A 25639-nucleotide genomic window follows, 5' to 3' on the forward strand; every position below is an offset into this window, starting at 1 on the left:
ATCTCTTTCGGTGTCAGTCTAGCTTTCGCCGAGGGTTAAGCAATAATTATGTGAGGCATCGTCCTGAATACGCTCAGGAATTCACCGCCCATTCGCGGCTTCTTAACGCATTGTCAGCCTGGAGCTCATTTTCCAGACGGAAATTACGTGTTCGTGTCTGGAGCTCAATCACCTGATTGCGCAGCACATCTGACGATCCATTGAGTTCTTCAACCATCGACACGTTGCTCTGCGTTACGCGTTCAAGCTCAGACAAAGCCTGCGTAATTTGTGAAATACCTTTTTCCTGTTCTGATGTTGAGGCGGATATTTCATCCATCAGTCTGCTCACATTGCCCGAACCGGTAACAATATCATGCATATTTTTTTCGGCTTCAGAGACCACGTTAACGCCCTGTGTCACGTTATGGCTGGTAACTTCAATCAATGACTTAATATTTTTTGCCGCTTCGGCGCTACGATGCGCAAGGCTTCTCACTTCGCCCGCGACCACAGAAAACCCTTTACCATGGTCGCCCGCTCGTGCCGCTTCAACGGCGGCGTTAAGCGCCAGAATATTGGTCTGAAAAGCGATACCGTCAATCAGCGAGATAATCTCTGTCATTTGCTGGGCGCAGTCGGTAATCGACTGCATATTGTTCGCGACCTGCCCCATTAACTCTCCGCCTTTACGCGCCTGCAACGTCGCGAGATTCGCCTGTTCGCTGGCTAAACGGGTATTGTCGGCATTATTTTTTGTACTTGCAGCCATCTCTTCCATGCTGGCTGCCGTTTGCACCAGCGAAGCTGACTGCTGTTCTGTTTTGACGGAAAGCTGCGCGCTGCGTGAAGAGAGTTGATCTGACAGGGTCATCGCGGTTTGCGAGGAGGCGCGGATCTCACGGACCAGCGTTGCAATGTTGCTGGAGAGACTATTAATCCCCGGGATCAGACGTCCCGCACAGTTGTTGCCAAATTCAGGTATCGACACGCCAAGTTTGCCTGACGTCACTTCTTCAATACTTTTTTTCACCGTATTGATCGGCGTCACAAGATATTTTGTCATGTACGCCCAAAGCAAAAATAAGGCGATGAATTGTACAATTATGACTGCAATAAAAAGCGAAGAATTTCGTGAAAATAGCGCTATAACTCCATCACTTACCAAAAATACACATAAAAGGAAATAGACAATGAACGTTCTGACACTAATATTTCTTAGCATACGTTTTCCTGGGACATTATATTTTGGTTGGCATTAAGGGTTATAGCATTGCCATACGAATTTGTCCTCACGTTCGTCGCTGGTTTGTTGTTTTGCAGTTTGATATGTGCAGTTTTACTTAAGGCGGATAAAAAGCATGTGTTACGGTAAATATCTGGCTTGTCGTTTGGTTACTGATACTCCTTCAATAACGGTAATTATATATTTAAGGAGAGATACTGTAGAGTGCCGATGTTTAGTGGTGCTTAATAAGTTAACGTAGTTAATATATATTAACTACGTCATTGCACGCCCCTTCCGTTAGGGTGGCTGACGTTCAGGCCAGACAGTCGATAGACTGGAAAAAACAGTCCTCAGTCATGAGGATATTCTCTTTTGCACTTTGATGCCCGCGACGAATATACCAGCCTGCTTCAGGCGCCATGCTTAAATGGAATATCCTTGCCCCCGACAGACTATCGGGGACAGTAATACTCATCGTCACACACCCCTTCTCCGACCCCCTGATCACCTGTTCTGGCATAATGGTGACGCTGCGATCCCCATTTTGCAAAATGATCGTCGTAATAGCATAACGACATATACCGCTACTAAGGCTGTAGCCAACCGTACTTAAATCGGTGATATGTTTTTTAGATAAAAATATTTCAATACCAGAACCTTCAAACCATGTAATGATTTGCTGCGCAAGATCCTCCATCCGCTCACAAAACGCCCTGACTTCGGCCTCAGCCGTATTAACATAGATCGGTTTGTCCCCGATACTCTGTTGCACTTTCTTAAAAAAACGCTCTCTTGCTGACATGTCAACTCCGTGTTTTTCGCCAGTCTCATTATTCTTTTTGGTGCTTCAGCAGAGCATAGCTGGCAATCAACTGCTGAAGATGCTGTTCGGTCTGGTTTAGCTGCGCTGCTGACAGGGGTTGCCCGGCAGGTAAAATGGAAAGCAGACGAAGCTGCTCCTCAAGCGGAACGGTATGGCTGAAGGACTGCGACATGGCAAACACGGCTGATTTCAGTTCACTCACCGTCATATACCTCCCCTTCTGTTCATCCAGTGCGTTCAGCCTGTTCGTCAACTGCTGTAACTGCGTCATTCCCTGATGCCAGCCATTCAGCTCTGACTCTGCAAGTCCGGCAACGCTAATCTGCTTGTGCCACCGCTGCGCCAGGGGTTTGGCCTCTTCAGGCCACAGCGTCAGCGCCTGCTGCACCAGACGGTCGCCGTAGCTTACTGCCCAGTCTGGTTTCAGGTGTAAAAGCTGCGCTAACATCTGCTGTGTCTTACTGATCCCCGGTTCAGGTGGCGGTGACGTTTGTTGCAGCGCCTGCAACTGTGCTGTAGAGAGTCCTTCAGGTATAGGAGCCAGGGACGCGGCCAGCTGCATTTGCGCCGAATCTGGCGCATGCATCATCTGCCATCCCACTGCGACAACACTGGCAGCCACCAGCATGGACAACATACCCGCAGCAAATGGCTTCCACTGCTTCACGGATACAGGAGGCTCTTTATTCAGCAACGGCTCGGGCTGAACCACATAAACCCTTTTACAACGCTCTGTCGGTTCTGTGAGGTGGAGTTCCGCGGCCCCCACCGCGTTCCCCGGCAGACTTACGCCCGTATTTTCGCTGTTTTCCAGACGCACTGCTGCGTTCTGCATCATCGAGCGCAGGGCATCAAGCTGAGCAGCATGCTTAAGTTCGAGGCGTTGCAACATGTCACTCAGAGCGTTCAGATTCTCCTCAGCCTGATAAAGCTGCCCTAAATCGGCATACGTCAACGTCAGCGTTCTCACCACCTGTTGCAGGCGTTTGCTCAGTGCACTGAGGATTTCAACTCGCGCATGGACAGGCTGTGGCCAGAGGCTACCCCACTGACGGACGACCAGTGCAGCCAGTAGCGCCAGCCCTTCATTCATACCATAGAGGCCGGCAAGATGCGTGCGGGCGAGCGTATACCAGGCGGCCGTTTGTAGCTCCACACCGTTATGCTCGAACAGTGACAGACAGAGCGTTTCCGCGTGTTGCCAGTTAACATCCGGGCGTGCCGGATGGGTGAGCTTGTTCATTTCGTCGCGCAAGGCAGCGTAATCCGCAAGCGTGCGCGGATCCCCGCCGGTTTTAAGTTGGCGTTCAGAATTTATTGTCATAACTGTTTTAACCTGAGTAATAACTAGATGGCGGCTCGTGCATCGAGGTATTGCTGTTGTTTCAGATGACGGATTAATATCCTGCCCTCGGGCATAAATTCCGTGCCGTAGCGCACCAGCCCCACCCCCTTCAGCTCCGCATCAATGGCGTAGCGGAGTTCACCGGGCTGCATCTGTTCCTGCATCACCACGTTAACCCGGCTCAGGCGCGGCTCATATTTCAGCAACACGGCCGACAGTGTGGTGATCAGCTGGTGGGCGGTCCCGGGCATTCCCTGGAGGATTTTTGTCATATCCGGCAGGCCGTAGTCCGGCAGGTGAGCCAGCGTACCGGCGCGGCAGTTGAGGATGCGCTGCATGTTATCGAGTACTGATAAAATCACCTGATTCTGTTCGCTGACCTGGTTGAGGCTCAGGCCACCTGAGAAATTGCCGCTCAGCATTTCATACAGCGATGGCGCATTATGTCCCTTTGGCATCAGTCATCCTTCAATGGCTGTAACGTCAGGTGGTTATTCCCGGCCTCCAGAATGCGCGGCTTATCCGGATCGAGATCTTCACGTTTTAGAACCTGCTTCCAGGTATTGTTGACCAGGTCCGGGTGACGAAACAGGCCGACTACCGCGACAAACTGCGTTTCTTCTTCCATTGGCATATCAAGATTTGTATCACCGCCCGGTTTTACGACCACATCGCGGGTCGCCATCAGGTCAGTTTTCAGGATAGTTTCGCCATCGTTCAGTAGTTGCTGGTAAACCGTTTTATCGAAGATTTTACGGTCTTTCAGCTGATAGACACGAACTACCACCGGCTCGGAGAGTGAGTTACTTTCGCGGGAATCGGTGTTTAGCGCTTCACGCGCCGTGAAATCCAGGTGCAGCATCTTAATTTTTTTGTAGAACACGGCGTGAAATGCCGATTTGGTGCCATCGGTGATACCCTGCGTCATCCCGCACCCCGTCAGGCTGAACGCCAGCAGTGCAGGCAACCAGCCTGCGGATTTAATCAAACTTGTACGTAACACGTCGGTTTCCTTGTTGTGGTATTGCCGGCTTCAGGCCAGTGTAATAGCCCAGTTCCGTCGTAAAGGTCGGTGGGATATCGTCTTTAAGTTCCCCCTCATCAGCACCCAGCACGCCGTTCATCCCGAGCCAGAAAGGGCCTTCGCCAAGCGGCGGAACGGCCAGCAGTCGGGTCCGTGTGGTCAGGGTGATCTTTGCTTTAAAACGCCAGCCGAGCCAGACACGAAGCATCACCAGAAAGTCCTGATACAGCAGACCGTCCGGCTTCCAGCCCTGTGCCTCCTGTTCATTATCCGTTGTAAGCGCAACCAGCAGTTGGCTACCCGCATCCATCGCTTCGTCACCCAGTGGCGTGTTGCCGTCCAGCAGAAAATCGTCATCACCGTAAAAGCCCAGCGGCTGACCCATTTCCACCGGCCGCAGGCAGTATGGACTGACCTTCACGGTGGTATCCGGGGCCAGCAACGTCACCAGCGCCTGCATTCCCTCCTGAGTTTTGCCCGGTTGCTGTAGAACACCCAGCAGAGCCAGAAAACGAGATACCGGTGTGGCGATGTGGTCTGCTGTGCCGGGAATACCCAATCCCACCAGGCCCAGCAGTGACTGCGAGATGCTGTCCGTACCACCGGGTTCAAAGGTGGCCGGATAAGAGTATTTACGCCAGATACGGTAAAACTGCGTCAGAATGCGATGGCTGAAAATATCCAGAAAACCCTGTAGTGCGTCATGCCCTTCCCGACGCTGAGCGATGTCATCGAGATACGCCATCGGCAGGGGTGAGTCGACACCGTACATTCCCATAAAGGTCGTGCGGATAAGTGGTGGCCGGCTGTCATCATCCTCATCATACTCCACGGCTTTCAGCTCACTGGCCGGAAATCCCATCCCCGGATGCGGGGCAAAGCGTACCGGGTCATCGCCCGGGTGACTGGTCGAGCCCATCAGCGGCCTGCCCGGGTTACGCTTCTCCAGCAACTGGCATAAACGATAAAAGTTAATACGATGCAGGTCGGCTTCCAGCCGTGGGCTCAGCCGGGAATGCGGCGGTTGTGCTTCTCTTCCCATTCCAGGCGTTCTCCGGTCGGTTGCAGAATGATAATCAGGCGGTTAAACAAATAGATGTCAGTGTATAGCGCAAAGAATCGGCTCATCATCTCGCCAAATAAGCAGATGTCGCCGCGTCCGGCAAAGCCATTGCTGTCCAGCGTGACTTCAATCTGCACGCCACGGACCAGGTAGCCCTGTTCAAAGCGCTCCGTTTCACTGTGCTTCACCTCGAGGATGGCTTCCAGACGGCGACGGTTCATCTCGCTGTCGGTCCATTCATACAGCGCCAGGGTACCGCGCAGCACGTCGGCATTATCCATCATCGACAGAAATCCGCTGCCAAGGTGACTCAGCACGCGCCAGTGGAAACGGTCCTGCGCCGGTGGGTAACAAGGCAGCGTCGGCGCACACAGGTTGCGCACGGCAATGCTGACCGAAGTGGTTTTCATCACCGTATCAAGCACGGTGCTTTGCAGCGCACGTCGTGGCAGTTGACCATTGGTGCCAGTTAGCGTCAGCGACAGGCTTTCGTCTTCCGGGACGGTATGATTATCAAATGCTTCGCCGCCAAGGATGAGCCAGGTGTTATGCAGGCCGGACGGACCGCGGCGCACGCGGGTGTGGTAGTAATATTCCGGTGCTTCATGACGCATCATTCCTCCCTTATGACGGAAGCTCGAAAACGGCACGTAGGTATGCTGGCTCGATGACATCACCGAATCCACGGTATATATCTCGGTATGGCCATCCTGCACGCGCATCGGGCGCAGCATGTATTCGGTTTGCAGAGAATTGAGCGTCAGCGGATCGGATTCCAGCGGGAACAGGTTAATGACCGGCACACAATTCAGGCGCAGGTGCTTTTCGGTAAAGCTGAAGTCATGCTCCCAGCGTTCCGCCAGCACCACGTCGATTTCAAACCACGGGATCTCAGCCGGAAAGACCACGCTGTCAAGCCCGCGCAGCCCCGTAAACATGAATTTTTCGCGAAAGGTGAAGTACTCCAGCAGCAACTGGTAACCGCTGAAACTACTGTCCCCCTTCGGCCACAGTCTGTCATCATCACCAAATCCCAGTGCGGTGAAATACCCGTCCATCGGCCTTCTGTCCGCGTCACCCGGCATGCGTAGCCACAGGCGCGCAGTATTCATGGTAAAGGCTTCATGCATGGCGCAGGCCAGCGGCGCGTCAGCATTGAAATAGAACGGGATCTGGCTGAGATCGACACGGCTCCAGTCAGCAAGATGGCTACAACTGAAGCGCAGGCTGATGACAGAGCGCCCGTCAGGATCAGTCGACAGGCGGGCATGCTCCAACGCCAGTGGCTGAAGGGTTATTTCTTTAGTTGTGGTGTAGCGACAACGCGTGCCTTTTTCACCGATCGGCCGCGAATTGACCTCGAAACCTCTGGCAATACGCATCGGTTCTTTCATCTCACGCCAGACAGGAGTGAACTCCACCACCGACATCGAGGGAATAGTGCGCAGGTAATGCGGCCACAGCAGACTGACCAGCCCTTCAGTCAGTTCAGGCAGGTCGTCATCAAGCTTCTCACGCAGGCGGCCCATCAGGAAGGCAAAGCCCTCGAACAGGCGCTCCACGTATGGGTCGCGCGCGCCCGCTTTATCGAGATTGAGCATTGCTGCCTGCTCCGGGTGAGCGCGGGCAAATTCTTCGCCGGCTTCCAGCAGGTAGCGCATTTCAGCGTCGTAATAACGCAGGGTTAAGTCGTCCATATGAACCTGAATATGTGTGTTTTAAAGGTATGTCAGTCGCTTTACCCGCAAAGCACCGCACTGCCTGCCGGGTCAAGCGCAATCAGACCCGCCAGAAGCTGGTCCATCTCTGGCTGAAGCCGTGACTTGTCGGTTTCACTGCGGGCGGCTTTCATGCGCAGCAGCCTGAGACGGCGCGATTTCACTTCAAACAACAGCGCCGGTGTCCACTGAGTGAGGGTGATGGCCTGTGCTGCACCGTCAAGTTCACCCAGCAGATGCAGGGCCAGTTCATTCCTACCCTTCTGCTCCGCCACACGTGCCATCAGCAGGCGCAGCAGCCATTTGTCTTTCGTTGAGTCCGTACCCGGGCGCGTCTGCAGCCAGTGGAATGTGGCATCCAGACCATCCGTGTCCGCTTTCTCCAAAGCTTCCGGTTCAAGGGCCAGAATATCGTTGCCAGTTTCACTCACGGCATTGACAGGTTCATCCCGCCAGTTGGACATCTCGTCGAGCACGCTCTGGTTTATCCAGTTCAGCGTGACCTCATCAGCAAAGGGGGTGCCGTCATTGAAGGCCAGCGTTTCAAGTCCAGGAAGGCGCCGCAGCAGCCCTTTCAGGTCAGCGGTAATGATATCGGCCGGCACATCCTGGCCTGATTTAATCAGGGCCTGATGGATGTACCACTGCAAATCCAGCCAGAGATGATTGGCGCCACGCGAGAAAGTGCTGTCCGCTTGTTCCAGTATCTCCAGCCAGCTCTGTTGCAAATACAGCCGTTTAAGCATTGCACGCTGGTCAGCCCGCGGCGGTTCGATGCGCGTTTTCCCTTCGGCATCCGGTGCCGGGATCGCTCTCAGCGTGTCGTGACGCAGACTTTTCATCAGCCGGTGTGCGGCAAGCCAGCCATCAGGTTGCTCACGCAAATATCCCGTCAGGGTTCGGGCCTGAGCCAGCAAATCCTGACCGGACGTGATGCGGCTCAGCACTGGCGCGTCCTGTTCTGCCGTATGAGATGCCGACTGCGGGCGTGTCTGACTGCTGGCGTTCTGGGGTATTACCGCATCCACGCCACCGGCTTTCATCAGGCGGGCTCCCAGCGCGCTGTACAGGGCACTCAGATCTGGACGTGACGCTTCAGGCTCAGTTTCAAGACTGTCTCGGATGAGCAGCAACGCACCGGTCGTACGCTGGGCATCGTCGCGTACCACTTCTGGCCAGAGTAACAGGCTGTCAAGTAGACGAGAGCCTGCGAGCCACTCCAGCGCCGGTTTACGGCTTCGCTCGCGCTGAGGATGGAGCTGTGTTCCATACTGGGTTAGTAATCCCGCCAGTAACTCAAGCCCTTCAGCAAACCCGGTTTCACCGTCCTGGTGCAAGCGCGCCCAACAATAGTAAGTAGCAACCCGGACATCTTTGGCCTCTGTAGTCAGCACCTTTTCAGCCAGCTGGCAAATCAGCCCGGTATCAATGCCGGAAAGTTTATTGACCTCCTCCCGGATACGCTGGAAATCATCGTCATAACCCGGGTCTTCTCCTGTAGGATTGATCTCACTGATAGGGGTAAGCCAGCGCTGCCAGCTTTCCATACGTGACTGCGCCTGCTGTCGCAGCAAGGTTTCATCCGCCTGGCAGGCAACAACCAGATTCTGCAAAGCGTCCATTATTCGACTCCGTCCATGTCACTGTTTTCTGTGTTGGTCATCAGCGCCTGCGCCATAGCCGCGCTGTCGACGCTGAATATTTGATCTGGCAGCGTAAAACCCCGGAGTGCCAGTAACGCCAGCGGCCCACTGCCCAGTTGTGAACGCAGTACCCACTGTAGGGTCCGACCATCCGGGGCGGTAAAACTCATCATCCACTGACTGCGGTCTAGCTGCTCTCTCTTACTTTCATCCAGCCAGCGAATAAAGCCCCAGGTTCCGCTGTAATCACCAAACAGACGTGCGCCCGCATTGACGGTGGTCCATGTCAGCATGGTTCCGGGCTTGTAGGTGTCACCAGGCCAACGGAAGCTCTGCCAGTCTGCCATCTGGTTGAAGTAGTGCAGCTTTTGTCCATCAATAGTCAGTTGCGTTTCTACCACCTGCGGTACCGGACGCGCCTGTAGCTCAAAACTGATGCCCTGACTGCCGTCGGTAAATAAGATATCCGATAGCTGGGTGAGCTGATTAATCGCCCTCAGGAAGGCTGGATTAAAGCTCAGCCCCTGGCTATTAACCTTATCCGGCACCCACTGGCTGCCCTCCTTGTGCAGCACACCGCCGAGTTCCGTGGTCAGGAAGCGCTCAATGCGTCCGCTATCCTTACGCACAAACTCAGCCAGCATTGGCAGAGAGGAATCACTCTTGCTGATAGCGAATGGGAAACGTCCGTCAAATGCCGTATGCCAGTTCGCCACCACGGAGCGACTCCATTTGTCATTCAGGCTCGCTGCCGATGGCTGAAGCACAGTTTCCCAGGCCTGGGTCAGTGGCTGCACAAACATGGTGCTGCCAAAACCACTCCACTCTTCGCCCAGGCTTGCAGCAATCAGGCTACCGTACTGCTGGGTGTCGGTCAGGTCCACGCTTTTGCCCTGGAACACGGTCTGCGCCAGGCTCTGCATCATTTCCTGAGGGTCAGAGGCGCTGGCGACCTGTTGCAGACGCAGACGCACACGGGTGATACGGGTAAGATACGTTTGCAGGCTCAGTGAGTTGTCAGCCGACATAAAGTTGCTGCCTTTGTTTTTACCCATAAGTGCCAGCAACGGTCCAAAGGTTTCATCCAGTGGGCCCTGCGGGCCTGAGGCTGACTGGTCAATTACCGGTTTGTCCTTCCCGCCTACCAGGTCTTTAGCCGATTTGATGATGGAGTCCGACAGGCCTTCACTCTTCTGGCCGGTCTGCCCCTGCCAGGCGAGGGTGTTCATCAGGGCAATCAGCGGTGACTGCCGAACATCACTCATCAGCGTCAGCTGGTCGGTGACGTCTGCAATATTGTTTGCCGGATTAAGTTGCAGGCTGTTGAGGAAGCTCAGCCAGCTACCGGCAAAGTCGGTGAAGTAGCGTTCCGTCAGACGTACTTTCAGTGCTTCCGGCGACAGGTCTGAGGAGACGGCTTTCCGGCTGTCGCTCAGCACCCAGTCAATTTCATCGCGGCGGGAGTTCGCCGCTTTCTCAATGGCCTGCTGGATACCTCCCTCCCAGGCCTGACGGGTGAACATGCCTGGCACCACCTCATCGGTGGTAAACAGGCGACGGGCATCGGTACCGCCGGTCATGTCCTCCAGAGACACATCGGCGAAGTTACGACGCACGGATTTGAGCATGTTCTCGTACAGCGTACTTTCCGCGTTGCGCCGTCCAATTTGTTGCAACAGCACCTGGCGGCTCTGGCTGACCAGTTGCGCATCCGGTGTGGTTTTCCACTGTGGCTGCGCTGGCAGTTCGGTGATGTAGAAAGCCCACAAATCTGGTGACAGGCTTTGCCACAGGCCAGCTGAGATGCCTAAACGCGTCGGCTGCACGGTTTTCATGGTTTGCGCGTAGAATGCACCATCAGCTTTATCCGGCCAGGACATCATCAGCCAGGCTTTCAGCTGGTCATAACCCGGTTTCGCCATCTGTGTCCGCTGGTCGCTGTTGGGTGCCGAATTGACCAGCGCAATGAGCTTCTGCTTAAGCGCTTCATTTGCCGGGTCACGTATCAGACGGTTGTTCGCCACCCCGTACCAGGGCAGCATTGCGTCAAGCAACTGCTGATCATGGTTCAGACCAAAGCGCTGATACCATGGCGTGCCGTCCTGAATATGGTGCAGCAGGCGACCGGCATCATTACGCAATGCATGCAGGGCCGTCAGTTGGTAATCCGATACAGAAGGGTGGTCCACCAGAGCATGAGCCTGCTGTGCAACAGAAACTATTTGTGACCGGTTGACCGCAAACGACAGCAGCGTCCCTCCCCCCCAGACGCTGATGATGGCCATCAGTGTCCAGGCCATCGCCCGTTCCCACGGCATACCGACACGACGGCCACGTACGCGGGTGCAGTCGTCGACAATCCCCTGCCAGGTTGCTGGCAGAGTCAGGGCATGACGCTGTGATCCATAATTCTCAGCGTCGGCTGTTCCCGCTGACATTTCGGCAGGTTTCTTCTCCGACAGGCTGAACATCAGACCACGCAGCGGGACGCGCTGCTGAGAAACAAAGAGCCATGGCTGCAACTGCTGAGCCCAGCGGGCAATAGCACCGTCGTTCAGGTGCTGGCTCAGGCGCAGCAGGAAGTCGTGGCTGCTGTTTTCCGCGACCTGACTCATCCCCTGCGTCCGCAGGGCTGGCAGCATCAGTTCCAGCTGGCGGATCACATCGTCTTCTTTTGCGCGTGGTGGAAAGCTTGCGCCTACAGCCTGCTCAGGACGCGTACCCTGCGACCATTGACTGCTGCACAGTTGCCACAGCCAGACCGGAGCGGAATAACGCAGCAGTTCGCTGATTTTTTCCAGGCCGCGTAAATCGTTGTCACTGATTTGTGGGGTCAGATTAAGTGACTCAGGCAGTACACGGACAATCCCGTCCAGCGGACGCCCGCGGCGCAGTTTACGCAGCGCGATGTATTTTTCGCGGTCAGGCTCCGATGCCAGGCTGCCACCGTAAATCAGCACTGTGCGGTTGCCTTCAAGCCACTGCTGCTGTTGCAGGCCAGGCACCAGTTGCTCAATCGCAGCTTCATCGCCGGTGATCAGCAGCAGACGGATCTTGTTTTGCCACAAAAAGCTATAGCGTCGGCGTAAATGAGCTTTTACATGATCCTTTTTACTGGACTTTTTATAGTTATTAAGAACAGTAGCTGTGACGGACTTTCCTCCCGTGATATGCTGAAAGCGGTACTCTTTTTGATGGAACCACACACCGAAATTCATCAACATCAGGAACACAGAAATTAAAAACATGCATAAGAACCAAAGGCTCACTTTTTCTTTTGAGGATACCCACCCAAAGATATCCCCATAGTAGTAACATCCTATAAAAGTCAGCACACCAAAGATAATGAGACAGGATACAAGACCAATCACTCTCCATTTTGCCGAGGTGTTCAATTTAATGCTCCTTGCTATTATCAAATGGCTTAATGACATTTAAAAGGTATTCATCACCAACGCCAGTGACCATTAAAACCGGCTCATTATTTTTTTCTGATATGAAAAGTGCCAGAGCAAACACCAACCAAAAATGGTGCTCATTTAAATTACCCAGCATCAAATTTAAATGCGTTATCTCACACTCCCATTCAACATTCATAGATAAAGATGACAGTCTTAATATCTCCGAAATTTCTGAAGCTTCCTCCGCACTCGTATTGCTAAAAAGTACTCTTGTCGTTTTAAGGACATCTGACTGGTAAGTCATCATGTGGATGACTTCTTGTTTGGTAAGATTTTTGTTGCATACCATTGGTCGCAAAGCCACACCATTATTATCTTTTTCAGGTGGTTGTTCTTGATGAGTCACCAGCAATATTGAAGCAAACTCTGTTGAGTTAGGGGGGTATTTTTCAAAACATTCAATGTTTGCAGATATTATTATTGACACCCGATTTTTTGAGATGTTGGATAATGTATCAAATCCCTGCCCTAATGCTTTACTCCAACAGTAATAATTACGCAAGCAATTTTCATCAATCCCGATCGCAGCCCAACACTCTTGAAATATTGAGAAAGTAATATAATTACTATCATAGGTAAATATAACATCAAATATACATGATTCACTCAACCGTAACAGCCTTGTTCTGACAGACGACAACAGTTCGTAAATCAGTTGTTCTTCAGTATATAAATCATCGTTATGGCCCCGTAGTTTCAATCGCTGGTTATTATATATTTCAACCGAATGAGACATTGCTATATCGGTTTGCGATATTGCAGAAGGGAGAAACAGTTTATAAGCGGAAACATAAAACTTTTTACTTGCCCATTCAGTCCAGTCTTTCCTGACCAATGCTGCTTCGCGCTCTCTTGCTTCGAATGCCGACAAACACAAACCATGGTAATAGATTCTAACGGAAATTATGACAGAAAAAGCCAGGGGCACCGAAAAAAACAACAGGGTAAGCAATTTCAAAAGCTCATTATCTTCAGCAGGCAAAATAATTTTAGCCCCAACCCAACTAACCACCACAATCAACAAAATACCTATGAAAGAAAAAAACCATTTACTCCATTTAATTCCAGGAATCTTATCGACTGGAGGGATTATTTGCACAGGCCAATTCATATCATTCTCCATCATTGTTAACAGCACATTCCCTTAAGCAAAAAAATTCTTAACATGCCATACTGTCAATTATGGATTTAATATCTGAGTATGACTGAAGGTCTTTACTGCGATTACTACATATGATCTTCTTAAATACCTCATCCTGATAAAATAGCCGCTGCGCGCTCAACACATCAAGCCCAAAATCAATAACATCCTTATCGGATGTTGAGAAAATTGAATAATAATAATCCAGCGCAGGATGCAATAATTCCATAACATCACGCTCACTAAATTTATGCGGCATTCTCATTTTCCGATATGCTCGCAAAATATAATTAACAACTGAAATTCGACCCATTTCTAATGCATTTTGCTCTGTTAATCCAAGTGAGTAGTTTAATTTTTTTTTGCATTTACCATCGCCATTCGCCACCTGAGCTATTCCGCCTCCATCAATATAAGACCATGTATTAATATTGCTTAATAGCTGTTGTTTTTGCCATTTATCTAGCGTATACATTAGCAAACCAAATACTGATGGGTCGTAATAGCGAAGTAATATATTACCAACTGATTGAATCGACTGTACGGCGGACAAAGCGACCTGTTCAGCAAGCTGCTCCCCAGTTAAATCCGTCGAAATCCACGCACAGACGCTACGCCCTTCCCCGGAGTCAAGTTTTTCTATTTTCAACTCATTTAATGAATGGTAAATACTATTCTTAAACAATTGACCATCTCTCTCGCTGGAGGCACTAATAGGGAAAAGGTAAAGTGGTAAAGCCCCCTGAAGTTCTCCCTGGCGGAATGTAACCGGAAAAGATTTATACTCTCTAAGAATACCGGGCAAAAAAAGTTCTGAATGATACTGTTCTAAAGATGCATCTATTAGTAGAAAACATTCCCCATTTTTCCCAAAAGCAGCATTGGTAATTTCTTCATGTATGTCGTTAAAAAATTTACCATCCATAATCAACCCTACCAGAATAATATTAGAAAAATATTTCAGTTAATTTTTATTTATGATTTTCATAAAACATCATTATTTTATTCATATTTAGCCGCTCCCTCTCTCAGTAGAGATAGCAATTTTCTCCTGAATAGGTAAATTTCAAAAATTGGGCATACTGGCTTATCTCGTTTCCTGTCGAGGGTAACCAAAATAACACTGTCTTTTTCTGTCTAGTAGTAAAACCAGCCTTCATCTGAATAAATGAATTTCCCACTGGGACAGGCAGATTTACTTTTATCACCCGGCTCATGCCACTTCCCATTGTCTTTTAGTTGTTGCTCACGTTTTTTTGTCATCTTATTGAGGTTTAATGTTGTAATATTTTTTCACACCCAGCAGATGAAATATCTCCTCCGCCAGTTTGCAGCGTGTTGGAGCACAGGCTTTATAAGCAAAGAATGCAATTAATCCTGAAAGACCCCCTCCCCCCAACAATGCTATAACATACAACCAAAAGTATGTGGTGATAAATAACTCAAGGCCCTTCCAGGTATCTTCAATCACTTCACTCAGAACTCCCGCAAAAAAGCACTGAGAAGAAAAAAATCCCCGTGAGAATAAACATATTTTTAATCCGCCACAGCATATGCGCAATATGCCCCATATCACATTTCGGACATACAGACACTATCCGCTCTTCCGGTAACGCAATGGCATAGACTTCATAATGATCATGCTGCCACTCAACAATCATGTCCACATTATCCCCAGACTGAAGTCGGGTGATGCCCACCCAGCCGCGAAATGGTCTGCCATTAATATCTCCCTGCACATATTCCGCCGAATCATTTGATGATTCGCTCTCAGCCATAATGGCAGCCCCGACGCCAGAACTCCCTGCGACTATCGCGGCGGCGGCGGCAGCTCCGCGCTGGCCATCTGATATCTCCTGCAACGTGCTGGTCCGGTAGGCATCTGCATCAAAATACTCCCGAAAATATTCGCTACGGAAAGACTGCAGTTTCCCTGATATTTTCTCCAGAGGACCATAAGGCGGCAATACCGGCGGCGGCGGAAGCTCACGTGTCCACGGCCTACCGTTCATCACCTCAATCTCTCGCTTTGTACGCAGGTCTGCTAATTTTTCTGGCTCAACAAAACGGGAGCATATCTGATGCTGCTCTTCTGAATTCATGTAATATCCTTTATCGCCTCTTCCAGGGCTTTATTCTGGTCTGCCACACTGCGGTTGAACGGTGCTGTTCCAAATACGCATTTCCTGCACCATATCTGAAGCTCATCGTCCGATATCCAGGTCACAACCAACTGTAACAAACTTATTGCCACCATGGTTTCCTGGGTCATTAAAATAGCCAGTATTCTGACATCAAAATATGTGGTCGCCAGTTTTACAGATATGTATTCCGTACCGGATGTCATCTTGGCGGCTAATATCTTTTCCTGAGTCTGAGGCTCTGTCTGTATCGTGGCGCCTAAATCTCTGACGACTTCCCTGGCACATACAGCCCGGTATGTGTGCCGGTAACAAAAATCAGGATTTTCGTTTTCTTAATTAATAGTAATACCAGTGTTCAAACAAGTAGCCAAACTTACGTGTTGGTTGTGGATCATGAAATTGATTTGATGGTTCATGCCATTTATCTTTTTTTTTCTGATGCCGTTCTCTTTTCTTAGTGATTTTCTTCAGATTCACATTGGTAACATTCTTCATTTCCAACAAATGGAATATTTCTTCTGCCAATTTGCACCAAGTGGGTGCGCAGGCTTTATAAGCAAAGAATGCAACTAATCCTGAAATAATTGCACTACCACACAAAAAAACAAAGATAGGAAATCCATAATATCTCCAAAAACCCTCACTTATCCATTCATTTTCAGAAAATGATTTAATCAGACACACACATATAAATGCCATGATAAAGATTATGTCCAGGATAAACATATTTTTAATTCGCCAAAACATATGCGCAATATGTCCCATATCACATTTCGGACACAAAGAAACTATCCGCTCTTCCGGTAACGCAATGGCATAGACCTCATAATGGTCTTGCTGCCACTCGGCAATCATGTCCACATTATCTCCCGCTTTTAGTCGGGTTACACCCACCCAGCCGCGGAATGGCTGACCATTAATCATTCCCTGTACATATTCCGCCGAATCATTTGAAGATTCGCTTTCAGCCATCATTACAGCCCCGACACCAGGGCTCCCTGCAACTATCGCTGCAGCAGCAACCGCACCTCGCTGCCCGTCAGTTATCTCTGGCATAGAGTGGGTTCGGTAGGCATCTACACCAAAATACTCCCTGAATCTTTCATAGCGAAAAGACTCCAGTTGTCCTGATATTTTCTCCAGAGGACCATAAGGCGGCAGTACCGGCGGAGGGGGAAGCTCACGCGTCCACGGCCTGCCGTTCATCACCTCAATCTCCTGCTTTGTACGCAGGTCTGCTAATTTCTCTGGCTCAACAAAACGGGAGCATATCTGCTGATTTTCAACTGAATTCATGAAATATCCTTTATCGCCCCTTCCAGGGTTGTATTCTGGTCTGTCAGACTGCGGTTGAAAGGTGCTGTACCGAACACGCATTTTTTACACCATATCTGAAGTTCGTCGTCTGAAATCCAGGTCACAACCACCTGTAACAATGTAATCGCTACCATCACTTCCCAGGTCATCAGTACTGCAAGTATCCGAATGCCTAAAAATTCAACTGCCAGACCACGGGCGATTAAATCAGCCCCATCCTTTGCAAGAGGTTTGCCAATAAGCTCCAGCAAAAGACCGATCGATTTTGTGACTGCCAGGACATCAATCGTTGTTTTAATAAGCAATACAGAGGAAAGTAAAAAACGGTTATTTTCTAGTTCATCAATAAATGCTCCGCCATCCACATACACCGAAAGCAACGAAGCGGTTCCCCCCGCTGCTGCCCCAACCCCCTTGACCCACGACACCGTAAGCTCACGGGCTTCCAGTCCTTTCTCTATTGCCGGTAAAATAACTGACGTCCCCTGGCTCACCATCGCCAGCCCGCTGGCCATCAGGCTCGACAGCGGCTTTTTCTCTTCCCTGACCTGTCCGCACAGGTAGATAAAATCCATTGCGTTCAGCACCAGCAACAGACTGTTTATCCCTGCCAGTCGGTATTCACCTTTTCCTTTCTCTGTTGCAAAATGTTCCTCCAGCCTGCTGCTCATCGTCTGTTTAATCGCAGTCACTTCATTCTGGTTCGCCATAAAGCGCCCGCTGCTGCGAATACCTGCCAGCACCGTCTGGCGCAATTCCGGGGCATCTTTCAGATACGCATTCACTAACGAGTGAACTTTTTCTGAAGGTATTCCCGCCCTTATCATAAATATCAGCCTGAACGCCGTGGTCGCCAGCTTCTCGCCTGCCTTATCCACCCGCAGAATGCGGCTTATCCTGTCTCCCACCGTGACGATAAACGCATCCGTGTTGAAGAGCTGTACTTCCAGTTTGCTGGCATTTTCCCGCAGCCCCTTCACGACAGTGTTCATCGATTTCTGGTAATAGCCCTCCAGCTTTTTCATATTGCTGACCTGCTGCATCAGGGCTGCCGTCATGGCGGTCGCTGTCAGAGGCGTCACGTCCTCGTCCTTTTTCCCTTTCACCGTCGCCAGATACGGCTCCAGCTCACTGATTAGCTGCGGGTTATTGGCAGCCACATGCCGCCACAGCAGATTCCCGCGATTTTTAGTGCTGTACTCATTCCACCAGCCGTCTATCTTTGCCGCCCCTGCCGGACAGCTGTTGATCCCGTGCATGGCCATCCCCACCGCTGACTGGTAGAACAGCCCTGCCCGCTGTGCCTCGCAGTGGAAATCATCCAGCGTTGCCAGCAGTACCGGTGCACTGAGCCAGTTCACCACGCTGACGATACGCTTCTGGAAGATAGCGTTAACCGAATCAACCAGGTTCGTGTAGCATGTATCAAAGTTCGCCTGTCGGGTTGCGTTGAGCTTTTTCTGATAGGGTGCCCAGCTCCGGGCCCGGACTCCACTGAAATCCTGCGAGGGTTTAGGCAGATTTAAGGCCAGCTCCTCATCGACCTGCGCCTGTATCGCGGCAACCCGTCGCTGGTGAGCAGCCAGCGGTTCGGGTGGACTCATCAGCACACTCTCCGGGTATGATGCCGTCACGTTCTGCGCATGCCAGTTTCTCACTAACCTGTCATCTGCCCTGATTTGTGCCAGCACATCAGGCTTACCCTGATACCTTTTCTCAAGCGCCTGCAGACGCGAATCCAGATATTCGTCTGTCAGCATGGGACCATCAGTTCTTCGTCTCCACATTGCGTCCTCCCGAGATTCGGCATTGCTTTCCAGCAGCGTTCTGACGGCATCGAGATTTGTTTTGGTGGCGAACTCAAGCTCACGCTCCTGCAGAAACTGCGCCTGGCGCCCCAGCACATCCTGGCTCCATCCGTTAAGCTCATGAACAATCCCCACCGGATCCCAGAGTGGAAGCAGCAGCGGCGTCATCCCCTCACTTCGGTTTTCCATGGCCGTGACCGTCGCGTCTGCCCTGCCACTGCGGCTTTTTGCCCACGGATACAGGCTGGACTGCATTTTCACCACATCATTATTGACCCGCCAGGGGGCATCCACCGCCGGATCCCAGAGTGACGTTACCTGGCTGACATTTACCACTTTCGCATCATCCGGACCAGGCAGTTGACCAGAAACAGAAGGCACCTGATAGTCCAGTACCTGATTCAGGCTTGCTGCGGTGACATCGGTCCCTGTTTTTGTGCGCTGGGACCCCGACACCGAAGGCATCACTTTCTGCATTCTCTCAGTGCGCTCTTCTGGCCTGGTGCGATACCGATCGAGCGTTTCCTGCTCCCACGGATACTGACTGAACGCAAACCACACATTGCCGCACTTATCCGGGGATTCAATGCTCATGAACTCGACGTTTTGAGCGATATGCTCGCCCGTTTCGCACAGCGCTTTATCCACCGGTACAGGATTAGACGCCACCTGTTGCAGCCACAGTGAGCCGTCCGGCGCAACGCTGTAGCACTGCCAGTAATTGGTGCCCTGCTTTCCTTTTTCATAAAAAACGTAAAGGTAGCCCTGGCGAAGCGCGCGGAGTGTGTACTTTTCATTACTGGCGAGCGTTACCCCGGTGATGCGCGGATCATTCGCCCATCCCGGTAAACTGGCATTAATATTTTCCGGCACAACAGCATAGCGCACGGGCAGTACTGTCAGGCCTTTCGTTGTGCATAACCCCTGGCATGCCATATTCACATCCTTTTTTTAATTAAGCCTGTAAATAAAAATTCTTATTCAACCAGTGAAAAAATTAGAGCCTGCGATCACTTTATGGCCGGAACATAGACAAAGCACACGGTCCTGATCCTGTACCAGAAGTATGCCATTACTGACGATACCAACTGCAGTGGCCAGGATGGGAAATGTTCCCTTACAGACAGTACAGATGGCTTTGTCATTATTTTGTGCCACCTGTTTTCCATCACTAAAATAATTCGCAGTTGCAGTAATTATTTTCCCATTACTCGTCCTGTCACCTAAAACGGCTAATTTTGTAGTCATCTTTTTCCTCAAGTATTAGCTAAGCATCACCACAGCCCCTTGCTGTTGGGCTGCAGAAATGATTCCGGGTTTGCAGCCAGAAGGTAGCGAAAGCGTTGAATTTAACGTCGCCGCAGACTGCTGTTGAACCGCAATACATTTCAACGTGACGTTTTTGCCAGTACCAACTTCAACCCCCGCGTCACTTAACCGTATAAATGCCCCCCCACAAACCAAAAGGATTTCTTTTTTGGCTGATATGACAACGCTGTTGTCAGAACTGGCAACAGAAAGCTTTTCTTTAGCAAATAAATTCAGCGCGTCCGTCTGTGCCTGAATATCTACTTTGCCCTCCGAGGCATACATTTTTATTCCCAGTTTGTGTGCAAATAAGCTCAGAATATCGCCCACCGCCAGGGTTAATTTTTTGGCAATGCTAATGTCTGCATTTTGACCTGCGGTAACAATTAGATTCTCCCCTGCCGAGACTTGTATGCTCGCTGGGGTGACCTGCGCAATTCCTGAAGGAGCAGACAGAAGTAACGCTTGCTGCTTAAGATCGCTAAGCGTCTGATTCATTAATGTTGTTTGTTTCTCAAGATCGGCTAATTCCGCCTGGGCTGCTTGAGCAGCGTGACGTAATCCAGAAGTCACCTCTCTGGCAGCGTCAAGTTCTTTGAGCGCAGCTTGCATTTCACGCTGCAGTCCCTTCGCTTTCGCCTGCCCGTCCGCAGAGATGAATAGTCCTTTCTGCGCCCGGATGGCACCCCAGCTGTCGGTTCTGAGTTCAAAACCCTCCCCCCGCTGCTGTTTCTCACTGTCGACCAGATGGCCTAGATTCAGCTGGCTCTTGCCGCCGTACTCCGTGCTGACCTTGATATGCTCTTTCCCGCGCTCGTCGTCGAGGCGGATTTTATTGTTTGCCGGCGTACGCAGGACGTTACGTCTGTAGTTGCGAATGGTGACGTGGTCGCCGTGCGCCGAGTCGTGCAGCACACCGGCAATGTACGGCCGGTCCGGGTTGCCGTCCTCAAAACCAATCGCCACCTCGGTACCCGCCAGCAGCGGCAGGTGCAGGCCGTAGTTATTCCCGGCGTACGGCCGGGACTGACGGACCCACAGGCTCTCGAACCCGGTCTCCCAGTTCTCACGGTCAAACAGCATGTTGACGCGGTAGCGGCCGTCCTTATCGATATGCCCGTAGGTGTCATTTTCAGTGGTACTTGTGACGCGGGCCGGTAAGGTACCGGCCATCACCGGACGTGAACCAGGTTCCGGGCGAAAACTGAAATCCGGGCTGTCCGGGATACCGTCAAACCTGACGCAAAAGTCCGCATCACGCTGCGCATGGCTGTGCATCGCCGTGACAACCACGCCCTGCGCAAACACTTCTGCCACTTCGTACCCGCCGGTGACTTTCAGCAGCATACCCGGAGAGAGCTCCGGACAACTGGTGAAGGCAACGGTCTGCGTCTGGTCATTCAGGTAGCGTTCGTGACGGATGCGGGCGTAAAACGCACCGGACTCCGGGGCCGGGTTGCGGTCATACGCGCTGCCGGGTGTCAGGTAGTTATCGGCCCAGTGATAGGCCTCACCGTACGTGGTGGTATCCCCGCCGGTTGCGTCAACCCGGGTGTTCATATCCTCCGAGGCCTGACGGTAGTTGTAGTCGCGGGTGCTGACCGCCTTCTGGACCACCTTATGACGGCTCTCCATATCCCACACCGAGTCCACCCCCTGCGAGTGCTGCCCTGACGGCGGCACCGACGGCAGCGTCAGGCCTTTCTCATACCCCTGCCGGTTGTCGTAAAACTCCGCCACGTCGATGTTGAGGCGCGTGTCGGTGGTGAAGCGGAACCAGATACCGACCTCACCCAGCAGGCGGGTGATAAAGTGCAGGTCGTCCTCAGCGTACTGCATCACCTGCTCACGGCGCGGATACTCTTTTGAGAGTGAGAACAGGAAGTCCTGGCCGCGCATGCCGTGGCGCTCGCGCAGGATTTTCTCCACAATCTGCGGGACGGACATGTCCTGGTAGACGGCGTTCTGGTGCGAACGGCTGAGCAGGGCCAGACGCGGCTCAAGCGTCACTGCGTAGCGGGTTTCATCCTTTGAGGTACCCAGACGTTCAAAACCCGTGACCACGCCCTGAATCACCCGCACCGGCTGCTGTATTTTGATGCCGTAACCCTGGTCAACCGGGGCCTGAAGCGTCAGGGAAGCCGCTTTCATCAGCATCATCTCTTTGCTGATGGCATGGTCCGTGCTGGTGAACTCAATACGGTAGCTGAAGGGTGTGCTCAGGGCTTCATCACCCTCAAACACCAGCACATCGAGCCCTGCATCGCAACCCTTCACCGACAGCAGGTGATGGCTGTGGCTGAATCTCAGCGGGGGATTGCTGCTCATGCGTGCACTCCTTCTGTCCGGTCAAACTCGAGCACTATGCCCTCTTCCTCATCCCAGCCGAGCGTCAGGGTATGCGGCTTCTGCCCCGCTGCCATATGCATCAGCAACTGCTGGCTCAGCACCGGCAGAATCTGCTGGTTCAGCAGGCTGTCAACATTGCGTGCCCCGGTGTCCGGCAGCAGGCAGGCATCAGTCAGCGCGTCGTACAGGCTTTCGCTGATATGGGTAGTCATACCGTAGTGACGGTTGAGGCGTTTACTGACCTGCGCCAGCTTCATCTCCACAATGGTACGCATCGCTGCCTGCGCCAGCGGACGGTAAATCACCGTCTGGAAGCGCGCCAGCAGCGCGGGCTGGAAGTGGTCCCGCAGGACAGGACGCAGCAGTTCATGCAGGTCCGGCTCTGTCGCCTCCGGCTGTTCCTCCAGCATCTGCATGATGAGGTCGCTGCCGAGGTTCGAGGTCATCAGAATTACCGTGTTGCGGAAGTCAATTTCCCGCCCCTCGCCGTCGCGCATGAAGCCCCGGTCAAACACCTGGTAGAACAGGTTCATCACGTCCCGGTGCGCCTTTTCCACTTCATCCAGCAGCACCACGCTGTACGGGCGCTTACGGACGGCTTCGGTCAGAATGCCGCCCTGGCCGTAACCCACGTAGCCCGGCGGTGAGCCCTTAAGCTGCGAGACGGTGTGTGGCTCCTGGTATTCCGAAAGGTTGATGGTGATAAGGGACTTCTCGCCGCCGAACAGTTCATCGGCCAGCGCCAGGGCGGTTTCGGTCTTGCCGGTGCCGCTCGGCCCCACAAGCAGGAACACGCCCTGCGGCCCGTTCTCCGGCGCCAGACCGGTTTTGCTGGCGCGCAGGCGCTGCGCAATGGCATTCAGTGCACTGTCCTGGCCGACCACCCGTACGCCGAGGTTTTGCTCCAGACTCAGCAGTTCGGTCTGTTCGTCCTTCATTAATGAGGAGAGCGGTACGCCGGTCCAGTCGGCGATAACGGTGGCAACCGTACGCGCGTCCACATCCAGCCCCAGCAGCGGGGTATTCTGCTGCACGGCAGTAAGCTGCATCTGAAGGTCCGCAATCTCCCCCTGACGGGAGATATCCGTGCGGCAGGCAAGCAGTTCCTGCGTCAGCGCCAGCTCCTGGCCGTACCGGGTTTCCCGTTCGTCGAGCTGCAAAATGATGGCGACTTCTTCCTCTCCGATGGCGGCCAGACGTTCGCCGTGGGCGGTATTACCCACCGCGATATCCTCCAGCAGCGCCTGTTTCTCCATAGCCAGGGCCGTGAGCTGCGCCTTCATGCGGGTCAGCGGCTCCGGAATAGTGTCGAGGCTCATACGGACACGGGCAGAGGCGGTATCCAGCAAATCCACCGCCTTGTCCGGAAGCTGGCGTCCGGTCAGATAGCGTCTGGAGAGCGTGACGGCGGCTTTAACCGCTTCATCGGTAATATGCACGCCATGGTGCTCCGCGTAGCGTGACTTGAGTCCGCGCAGCATCAGGCAGGCGGTGTCGTCGTCCGGCTCATCAACTTTAACCATCTGGAAACGACGCTCCAGCGCGGCGTCGCGCTCAAAGTACTGTTTGTACTCGCTCCAGGTAGTGGCGGCGATGGTTCTGAGCTCACCCCGGGCGAGCGCCGGTTTCAGCAGGTTGGCCGCATCGGCGCCGCCCGCCTGGTTGCCCGCGCCGATAATGGTGTGCGCCTCGTCAATGAAGAGCAGAACCGGCAGGGGTGACTGCTGCACCGCGTCGATGATGTTTTTCAGGCGCTGCTCGAATTCCCCCTTCACACCCGCCCCGGCCTGTAACAGGCCGAGGTCAAGGGTGCGCACCGAGACCGGCTTCAGCGCGTCCGGCACATTGCCCTCATGAATGCGCAGCGCCAGTCCTTCCACGAGCGCGGTCTTGCCGACTCCCGGTTCGCCGACCAGAATCGGGTTGTTCTTGCGCCGCCGGGAAAGAATGTCCACCATCTGGCGGATTTCATTGTCGCGGCCACAGACCGGGTCGATTCTGCCCTCACGGGCGCGGGCGGTGACGTCGAGGGTGAACCTGTCCAGCGCATTCTGCAACGCCGGGTTCAGCTCTCCTTTTATATCCGCATTCACCGGACGGCCGACAAACTCCACCTCATCCCCCTGCGTAAGCTCCGCTTCCTGCTGCACCTCCGGGCGCTCATCCGACTGCGCATCCAGAAGTCCACGCAGGCGCTCAAGCTGGCTCTGCGCCAGCGTCAGCAGCGGCCACAGGCCGTCGCAGCGCAGCAGTTTTGGTTTTTCCACCAGAGCCATCAGGAGGTGAATGCTGCGGATGTGCTCTTCCCCCGACAGCGAGGCGTGCAGCCAGGCGTCCTGCATCAGTGCCTGCACGCCCTCCGAAAGCTGCGGACGGCTGCGCACTGACCGTGGCAGGCTGTCCAGAAAACCCAGCATATCCTGCCATATCGTATCCATATCCCATTCGTAGCGCCGCGCCAGCACCGTCAGGTCGCCCTCACCCTGCTCCAGCAGTTTCAGCAGCCAGTGCTCAGGCAGTATTTCCGCATGGGCGCGGGTCTGGCACAGGGAAGCGGCCCCTTCCATCGCGCGGGCACAGTAAGGGTTAAGACGGCGTAACAGGATGGCTGGATTTTCCATGAGACTCTCTCTTTATCAGTTCCGGGCACGCTACCGCCCGTCGCTGTTCCCTGTTATTCAGGAACCCAAAGCGCATCAGGTCGGGCAGGCAGATTGTGTTTTTCTTTGCACAGCGTCCGTGCATACAGACGCTGTGCAAAAAATTGCGGACAGGGCCCTGTCCGCATGCGACTTACGCAGTGGCGCGTTCGTTCCAGGAATCGGAATGAATGATGTTGCCGTCCTTGTAGGTCCAGGTGATTTTTTCGTAGCGCAGTTCAATCTGCTCGAGGTGGTTGTGCTTCTCGAAAGCAGGATCCTTGATGTCATGCATCTTCGGATTCACTTTCACCAACTTCACGTTCTCAAGCTTCGTGTTGAAGTACTCCACTTCCTGGCCTGCGTCATTGATTCTGTACCATTTGAACTCGGCCGATTTCAGGGTCTGGCCGGTTGTCACCGCCTTGTACAGGTACGGGCTGGAGGAGTCGATTTCCTTGGTGAACAGGAAAGGCGTGTGGATACGGGTGCCGGTCAGCTTGCCGGTATTGTTATCGGTCGGGATGTACAGGTTGTGCTCCTGGGCCACCACTTCGATACTGCCTTCACGATCCTGAACGTCCACAGACCCTTTAATGTCCGCGCCGCCGTCGTCCTTCAGCCACAGATAGACTGGAATTGCCATGTT

Annotated in this window: 19 protein-coding genes; all 19 read right to left on the reverse strand. The window is 52.8% G+C overall.

The features are described from left to right. Window positions 1–73: 73 nt before the first annotated feature. Window positions 74–1204 carry a methyl-accepting chemotaxis protein gene (locus L384_RS04265; RefSeq protein WP_022651306.1) on the reverse strand — a complete coding sequence of 377 codons (1131 nt, stop codon included), beginning with the start codon at window positions 1202–1204 and terminating at the stop codon, window positions 74–76. A gap of 316 nt (window positions 1205–1520) precedes the next feature. Next, the gene (locus tag L384_RS04260) at window positions 1521–2009 is read right to left on the reverse strand and encodes a hypothetical protein (RefSeq protein ID WP_023314232.1); all 489 of its coding nucleotides are present in this window, start codon (window positions 2007–2009) and stop codon (window positions 1521–1523) included. A gap of 28 nt (window positions 2010–2037) precedes the next feature. Continuing rightward, window positions 2038–3354: a VasL domain-containing protein gene (locus L384_RS04255; protein WP_023324757.1), complete on the reverse strand. Its 1317-nt coding sequence runs from the start codon at window positions 3352–3354 to the stop codon at window positions 2038–2040. Between the two features lie 23 nt (window positions 3355–3377). Continuing rightward, window positions 3378–3833 carry a type VI secretion system baseplate subunit TssE gene (tssE, locus tag L384_RS04250; protein WP_023324758.1) on the reverse strand — a complete coding sequence of 152 codons (456 nt, stop codon included), beginning with the start codon at window positions 3831–3833 and terminating at the stop codon, window positions 3378–3380. Then, on the reverse strand, window positions 3833–4378 hold the full coding sequence (gene tssJ, locus L384_RS04245; RefSeq protein ID WP_023324759.1) for a type VI secretion system lipoprotein TssJ: 546 nt from the start codon (window positions 4376–4378) through the stop codon (window positions 3833–3835). Before tssJ ends, tssE begins: the two co-directional genes overlap by 1 nt. After that, window positions 4356–5441, reverse strand: coding sequence for a type VI secretion system baseplate subunit TssG (gene tssG / locus L384_RS04240; RefSeq protein WP_023324760.1), 1086 nt, complete (start codon window positions 5439–5441; stop codon window positions 4356–4358). Before tssG ends, tssJ begins: the two co-directional genes overlap by 23 nt. Further along, window positions 5405–7159 (reverse strand): type VI secretion system baseplate subunit TssF, encoded by a 1755-nt coding sequence (gene tssF, locus L384_RS04235; protein WP_023324761.1) that lies wholly within the window; start codon window positions 7157–7159, stop codon window positions 5405–5407. The genes tssG and tssF overlap by 37 nt, the downstream gene beginning before the upstream one ends. A 41-nt stretch (window positions 7160–7200) precedes the next feature. Continuing rightward, complete coding sequence (gene tssA, locus L384_RS04230; protein ID WP_023324762.1) at window positions 7201–8802, reverse strand: type VI secretion system protein TssA; 1602 nt, start codon at window positions 8800–8802, stop codon at window positions 7201–7203. Continuing rightward, window positions 8802–12257 carry an ImcF-related family protein gene (locus L384_RS04225; protein ID WP_233094131.1) on the reverse strand — a complete coding sequence of 1152 codons (3456 nt, stop codon included), beginning with the start codon at window positions 12255–12257 and terminating at the stop codon, window positions 8802–8804. The genes tssA and L384_RS04225 overlap by 1 nt, the downstream gene beginning before the upstream one ends. Continuing rightward, on the reverse strand, window positions 12220–13395 hold the full coding sequence (locus L384_RS04220; protein WP_023324764.1) for a hypothetical protein: 1176 nt from the start codon (window positions 13393–13395) through the stop codon (window positions 12220–12222). The genes L384_RS04225 and L384_RS04220 overlap by 38 nt, the downstream gene beginning before the upstream one ends. A 49-nt stretch (window positions 13396–13444) precedes the next feature. After that, window positions 13445–14350, reverse strand: coding sequence for a DUF4123 domain-containing protein (locus tag L384_RS04215; RefSeq protein WP_023324765.1), 906 nt, complete (start codon window positions 14348–14350; stop codon window positions 13445–13447). Between the two features lie 339 nt (window positions 14351–14689). After that, on the reverse strand, window positions 14690–14896 hold the full coding sequence (locus L384_RS22545) for a hypothetical protein (protein ID WP_131773768.1): 207 nt from the start codon (window positions 14894–14896) through the stop codon (window positions 14690–14692). A gap of 1 nt (window position 14897) precedes the next feature. Further along, a complete protein-coding gene (locus tag L384_RS04210) occupies window positions 14898–15527 on the reverse strand; it encodes a putative type VI secretion system effector (RefSeq protein WP_023324766.1) in 630 nt (209 codons plus the stop codon). A gap of 378 nt (window positions 15528–15905) precedes the next feature. After that, window positions 15906–16865 carry a putative type VI secretion system effector gene (locus L384_RS04205; RefSeq protein ID WP_023324767.1) on the reverse strand — a complete coding sequence of 320 codons (960 nt, stop codon included), beginning with the start codon at window positions 16863–16865 and terminating at the stop codon, window positions 15906–15908. Next, the gene (locus L384_RS04200) at window positions 16862–19630 is read right to left on the reverse strand and encodes a T6SS effector BTH_I2691 family protein (RefSeq protein WP_023324768.1); all 2769 of its coding nucleotides are present in this window, start codon (window positions 19628–19630) and stop codon (window positions 16862–16864) included. Before L384_RS04200 ends, L384_RS04205 begins: the two co-directional genes overlap by 4 nt. Before the next feature lie 45 nt (window positions 19631–19675). Next, on the reverse strand, window positions 19676–19942 hold the full coding sequence (locus L384_RS04195) for a PAAR domain-containing protein (protein ID WP_023324769.1): 267 nt from the start codon (window positions 19940–19942) through the stop codon (window positions 19676–19678). A 15-nt stretch (window positions 19943–19957) separates the two neighbouring features. Further along, window positions 19958–22330 carry a type VI secretion system Vgr family protein gene (locus tag L384_RS04190; RefSeq protein WP_023324770.1) on the reverse strand — a complete coding sequence of 791 codons (2373 nt, stop codon included), beginning with the start codon at window positions 22328–22330 and terminating at the stop codon, window positions 19958–19960. Beyond that, the gene (gene tssH / locus L384_RS04185) at window positions 22327–24972 is read right to left on the reverse strand and encodes a type VI secretion system ATPase TssH (RefSeq protein ID WP_023324771.1); all 2646 of its coding nucleotides are present in this window, start codon (window positions 24970–24972) and stop codon (window positions 22327–22329) included. The genes L384_RS04190 and tssH overlap by 4 nt, the downstream gene beginning before the upstream one ends. Before the next feature lie 172 nt (window positions 24973–25144). Next, window positions 25145–25636, reverse strand: coding sequence for a type VI secretion system effector Hcp (hcp, locus tag L384_RS04180; RefSeq protein WP_009653685.1), 492 nt, complete (start codon window positions 25634–25636; stop codon window positions 25145–25147). Window positions 25637–25639: the final 3 nt, after the last annotated feature.

Source organism: Enterobacter sp. MGH 38, from assembly GCF_000492855.1.
Taxonomy (GTDB): domain Bacteria; phylum Pseudomonadota; class Gammaproteobacteria; order Enterobacterales; family Enterobacteriaceae; genus Enterobacter; species Enterobacter hormaechei_C.

Coding starts and splice junctions, on each gene's coding strand:
- hcp (WP_009653685.1), bottom strand. CDS start 25,636: ATGGCAATTCCAGTCTATCTGTGGCTGAAGGACGACGGCGGCGCGGAC.
- L384_RS04220 (WP_023324764.1), bottom strand. CDS start 13,395: ATGAATTGGCCTGTGCAAATAATCCCTCCAGTCGATAAGATTCCTGGA.
- L384_RS04255 (WP_023324757.1), bottom strand. CDS start 3,354: ATGACAATAAATTCTGAACGCCAACTTAAAACCGGCGGGGATCCGCGC.
- tssA (WP_023324762.1), bottom strand. CDS start 8,802: ATGGACGCTTTGCAGAATCTGGTTGTTGCCTGCCAGGCGGATGAAACC.
- L384_RS04200 (WP_023324768.1), bottom strand. CDS start 19,630: ATGGCATGCCAGGGGTTATGCACAACGAAAGGCCTGACAGTACTGCCC.
- tssG (WP_023324760.1), bottom strand. CDS start 5,441: ATGGGAAGAGAAGCACAACCGCCGCATTCCCGGCTGAGCCCACGGCTG.
- L384_RS04260 (WP_023314232.1), bottom strand. CDS start 2,009: ATGTCAGCAAGAGAGCGTTTTTTTAAGAAAGTGCAACAGAGTATCGGG.
- L384_RS04265 (WP_022651306.1), bottom strand. CDS start 1,204: ATGCTAAGAAATATTAGTGTCAGAACGTTCATTGTCTATTTCCTTTTA.
- tssH (WP_023324771.1), bottom strand. CDS start 24,972: ATGGAAAATCCAGCCATCCTGTTACGCCGTCTTAACCCTTACTGTGCC.
- tssF (WP_023324761.1), bottom strand. CDS start 7,159: ATGGACGACTTAACCCTGCGTTATTACGACGCTGAAATGCGCTACCTG.
- L384_RS04225 (WP_233094131.1), bottom strand. CDS start 12,257: ATGTCATTAAGCCATTTGATAATAGCAAGGAGCATTAAATTGAACACC.
- tssE (WP_023324758.1), bottom strand. CDS start 3,833: ATGCCAAAGGGACATAATGCGCCATCGCTGTATGAAATGCTGAGCGGC.
- L384_RS04215 (WP_023324765.1), bottom strand. CDS start 14,350: ATGGATGGTAAATTTTTTAACGACATACATGAAGAAATTACCAATGCT.
- L384_RS04190 (WP_023324770.1), bottom strand. CDS start 22,330: ATGAGCAGCAATCCCCCGCTGAGATTCAGCCACAGCCATCACCTGCTG.
- L384_RS04205 (WP_023324767.1), bottom strand. CDS start 16,865: ATGAATTCAGTTGAAAATCAGCAGATATGCTCCCGTTTTGTTGAGCCA.
- L384_RS04195 (WP_023324769.1), bottom strand. CDS start 19,942: ATGACTACAAAATTAGCCGTTTTAGGTGACAGGACGAGTAATGGGAAA.
- L384_RS04210 (WP_023324766.1), bottom strand. CDS start 15,527: ATGAATTCAGAAGAGCAGCATCAGATATGCTCCCGTTTTGTTGAGCCA.